3 protein-coding genes and 1 pseudogene are annotated in these 3,470 nt (G+C 72.9%); all 4 read left to right on the forward strand.

The window, feature by feature from the left end:
- On the forward strand, positions 1-730 hold a 730-nt coding region (locus tag CA984_RS46870), incomplete at its 5' end, for a hypothetical protein (protein WP_165781639.1).
- Between the two features lie 49 nt (positions 731-779).
- Positions 780-1,772: a MinD/ParA family ATP-binding protein gene (locus tag CA984_RS43120; protein WP_086579052.1), complete on the forward strand. Its 993-nt coding sequence runs from the start codon at positions 780-782 to the stop codon at positions 1,770-1,772.
- Positions 1,772-2,530 carry a hypothetical protein gene (locus tag CA984_RS43125; RefSeq protein ID WP_086579053.1) on the forward strand — a complete coding sequence of 253 codons (759 nt, stop codon included), beginning with the start codon at positions 1,772-1,774 and terminating at the stop codon, positions 2,528-2,530. The genes CA984_RS43120 and CA984_RS43125 overlap by 1 nt, the downstream gene beginning before the upstream one ends.
- Before the next feature lie 16 nt (positions 2,531-2,546).
- Positions 2,547-3,470, forward strand: a pseudogene (locus CA984_RS43130) (hypothetical protein); the annotation flags it as partial.

The raw sequence follows: 3,470 nt of genomic DNA on the forward strand, positions 1-3,470 counted from the left end.
CGCTCCGCCCGTGTCCGGGCAGGACACCCCTCTTTATGACGCGCTGCTGTCCCAGGCGTGGGCACGTGAGGTCCTCGCCGCCGACGACGGGACCGCCACCCACCCCGCCATCCCGGCGGTCACCGGCAAGAGCGCCGCCCGCAGGGCCCGTGACGCGCAGGCGCCCGTGATCCGGGCCTACGCCGAGCCGGACGACGGGCCGGAAGGGGTGCGGTTCGGCCCTGGAGTCCGGTTCATGGAGGCACTCGCGTGGGCCGGGGAACGGGTCCGGAGCACAACCATAAAAATCGTCATCATCGTGGTCGCGGGCGCGGCGGGCACCCTGACAGGGATGAACCTCCTGGGGCCCGCCATCGGCACCGAGAGACCGGCCGGTTCCCTGCAGTCCTCCGCCAGCCAGGCCACCGCGACCGGTGCCGCCCCCCAGGTCGCCCAGGGCGAGCTCGCCGGGCGGCTGCGGATCCCCCCCGTGGTCACGCTGGACGAGTTCGGCCAGGGCAGCCTGATCCTCACCGTCTCCGGAGCCTCCCTGGACTGGCGGATAACGGCGCCCGGGCTGTCGGTGACCCCGTCCAGCGGCACCCTGAAGCAGGGACGCACGGATGTGATCGTTCTGCGCGCCCATCGGATCCGCCACTGGTGCGGCGTCCCGTCCTCTGTCACCGCCCCCCTGACCGTCCACGGACCCGACGACTCGATCACCACGACGGTGCGCTGGAGCACCTGCTGACAGCCCCGTCCTACCTGCTCTGTGAAAGTTCTCCGAAAGGACCTTGGCCATGACGGACACGTCCCCCCATATCCAGAGCTCGCCGTCCGCCCCGGCGGAGCAGTTCCAGGAGACGGTCCCGCTCACCGCCGAACACCTGCTCATCAACCGGCGGCCCGAACCCGCCGGCGGGTGGCGACGCCTCGTCTGGCAGCTCTCCGGCGGGAGGATCATCCCGTCGGAGTCGGCCTCGGAGGTGGAACGCCGCACACTGATCGCCCAGGCCCAGACCGCCGTGGCGAGCGGGCATCACCGGATCGCGGTCATGAGCCTCAAGGGCGGGGTCGGGAAGACCACGACGACCGTCGCCCTGGGCAACACCCTGGCCTCCCTGCGTGGAGACCGGGTCATCGCGATCGACGCCAACCCCGACCGGGGGACCCTCGGCATCAAGGTCAAGTCCGAGACGGCCGCGACCATCCGCACCCTGCTCTCCGAAGCCCCCCACATCGTCCGCTACGCCGACGCGCGCGCCTTCACCTCCCAGTCGCCCGCACGGCTGGAGGTCCTCGCCTCCGACACCGACCCGGCCGTGAGCGAGGCGTTCAACGCGGAGGACTACCGCACGGTCGCCGGGCTCATCGAGCGCTACTACTCGATCTGCATCACCGACTGCGGGACCGGGCTGCTCCACGGGGCCATGGGGGCGACGCTGGAACTGGCCGACCAGATCGTGCTGGTCAGCCTGGTGGCGGTGGACGGGGCGAGCTCGGCCGCCGCGACGTTGGACTGGCTCACCGCCCACGGGTACTCGGACCTGGTCAAGAACGCCATCGTCGTGCTGAACGCCGTGGAACCCAAGTCGGACGTGGACGTGGCACTGCTGGAGCGCCATTTCAACTCCCGCTGCCGCGCCGTGATCCGCGTCCCCTACGACCCGCACCTCAAGGAGGGCGCGGAGGTGGATCTGGTCCGCCTCCGTCCTACCACCCGGGGCGCGTACCTGCGCCTGGCGGCCGCCGCCGGTCAGGCGTTCGGTCTGCGCCCCGACCGGAGCAACTGATGGGGCCTGCCGCCGAGGATCCCGTGCTCGACTGGGATCTGGGGCCCCCGCCGCACAACTCCCGGCGGATGCCCGTCGTGGTCGTCTCCATCGTGGGGGCGATCCTCCTGGCGATCGGCGGATGGCATCTCCTGCGGCCCGAACCCACCGTCTCGACCGTCCGGACCACGGACCTCACCGCCGGCACGGTCACGCTCGCCCCGCCCTCCGACTACAAGGGTGAGGCCGGCTATCCCGTCGGGTTCCCCCACAGTGAGCTGGGAGCGGTCTCGGCGGCCGCCGCCACGCTGGAGGCGGCGTGGACGCTGGACGCCGAGCAGGCCGAGGAGGCGGCGGTTCTGTACGCTCCGCCGGAGCAGCAGGAGGCGGCCCGGGCCGGCGCACGGACCGCGGTCGCCGGCTGGCGCGAGACCTTCGGCCTTCCCCGCGCCGGAAAACTCCCCGACGGAGCCGCCATGCGGACCAGAACGATCGGGGTCCAGTGGCGGGCCCGTGCCGAGGACCAGGTCCTGGTCTCCGTACTGGTCCAGGTGACCGCGACCAAAGGCGTGCAGGACACCGATCCGACCTACTCCAGCCCGTACGCCATGAGCCTGCTCATGGCGTGGCACTCCGGCATGCGCGGCGGGGGCCGCGGTGACTGGGTCAACATCCCCGACCCCACCCCGGCAGCGTTGCCCGAGGTGGCCCTGCCCGGCACCGCGGAGTTCACCGCCGCGGGCTGGAAACCCCTCTCCGGCCCCGAACCCACTCCATAGACCGAGGAGACCGTACATGCCCCCACGCAGCCCGTCCCGGCGCGTCACCCTGGTCTCCGGCCTCCTCCTGGCAGGGGTGTCGGCGACGACCGGCGCGATCGTCGCCCAGCCGTGGTCCGCCATGGCGGACCACGGGGTCTCCGATGCCTCGCCGACGACGGCACCGGTGGTCGACCCTCCCATCGCGGCCGGGGAGCCGCCGCCGTCAGGGTCCGAGCGCTCGTCCGAGCGCCCGGGGAACCGCTCCGGCACCGAGCCGGACGAGGCCGGGGAGGTCCCGCCCGGCGACGCGGAACGGGCTCCGCAGGAGGGCGGGGAGGACCCCGAACCGGAACAGGAGGGCGGGAAGGACTCCGGACCGGAACAGGAGGGCGGGAAGGACTCCGGACCGGAACAGGAGAAGGGGAAGGACTCCGAGCCGGAAGCGGAGGAGGGCCCCGCGCCCCGCTCCTCCCGCGGGCAACGGGATCACGCCCCCGAACGCACCTCGAAACCGCAGGCCCACAGGCACCCCCAGAGCGAGAGCACCTCGTCCCGCTCGAAGAAGACCGCCCCGGAGAAGTCCCGAGCGAAATCTTCCGGCCCCGCCGAGACAGCGGCTCCGGCTCCGACTCCGGCCAAGAGCGACCCGCCGGAACCGGCCAAGAGCGACAAGCCCGCCGCCGACCCCAGCCCCACCCCCGCGCAGAGCACCACCGCCGACGCCGAGCCCAAGCCCTCGCATACGGGCGGGCCGGGCCCGGCACCGCGGGAGGAGACTTCCCGACCCACCGCGACGCCGACCACCGGCAGGGAACACGCGACCTCCCGGCCGGCCACTCCGCGCCCCACGTCCAGGCCGACGCCGCCGAAGGCGAAGGAGAACACCAAACCGGCACCGAGCCCGACCACCGGCACCACGGCCACCTCGGCGCCCCGCGCCCCCCTCCCGGTCCAGGAG

It is taken from the genome of Streptosporangium minutum (assembly GCF_002149035.1).
GTDB lineage: Bacteria > Actinomycetota > Actinomycetes > Streptosporangiales > Streptosporangiaceae > Streptosporangium > Streptosporangium minutum.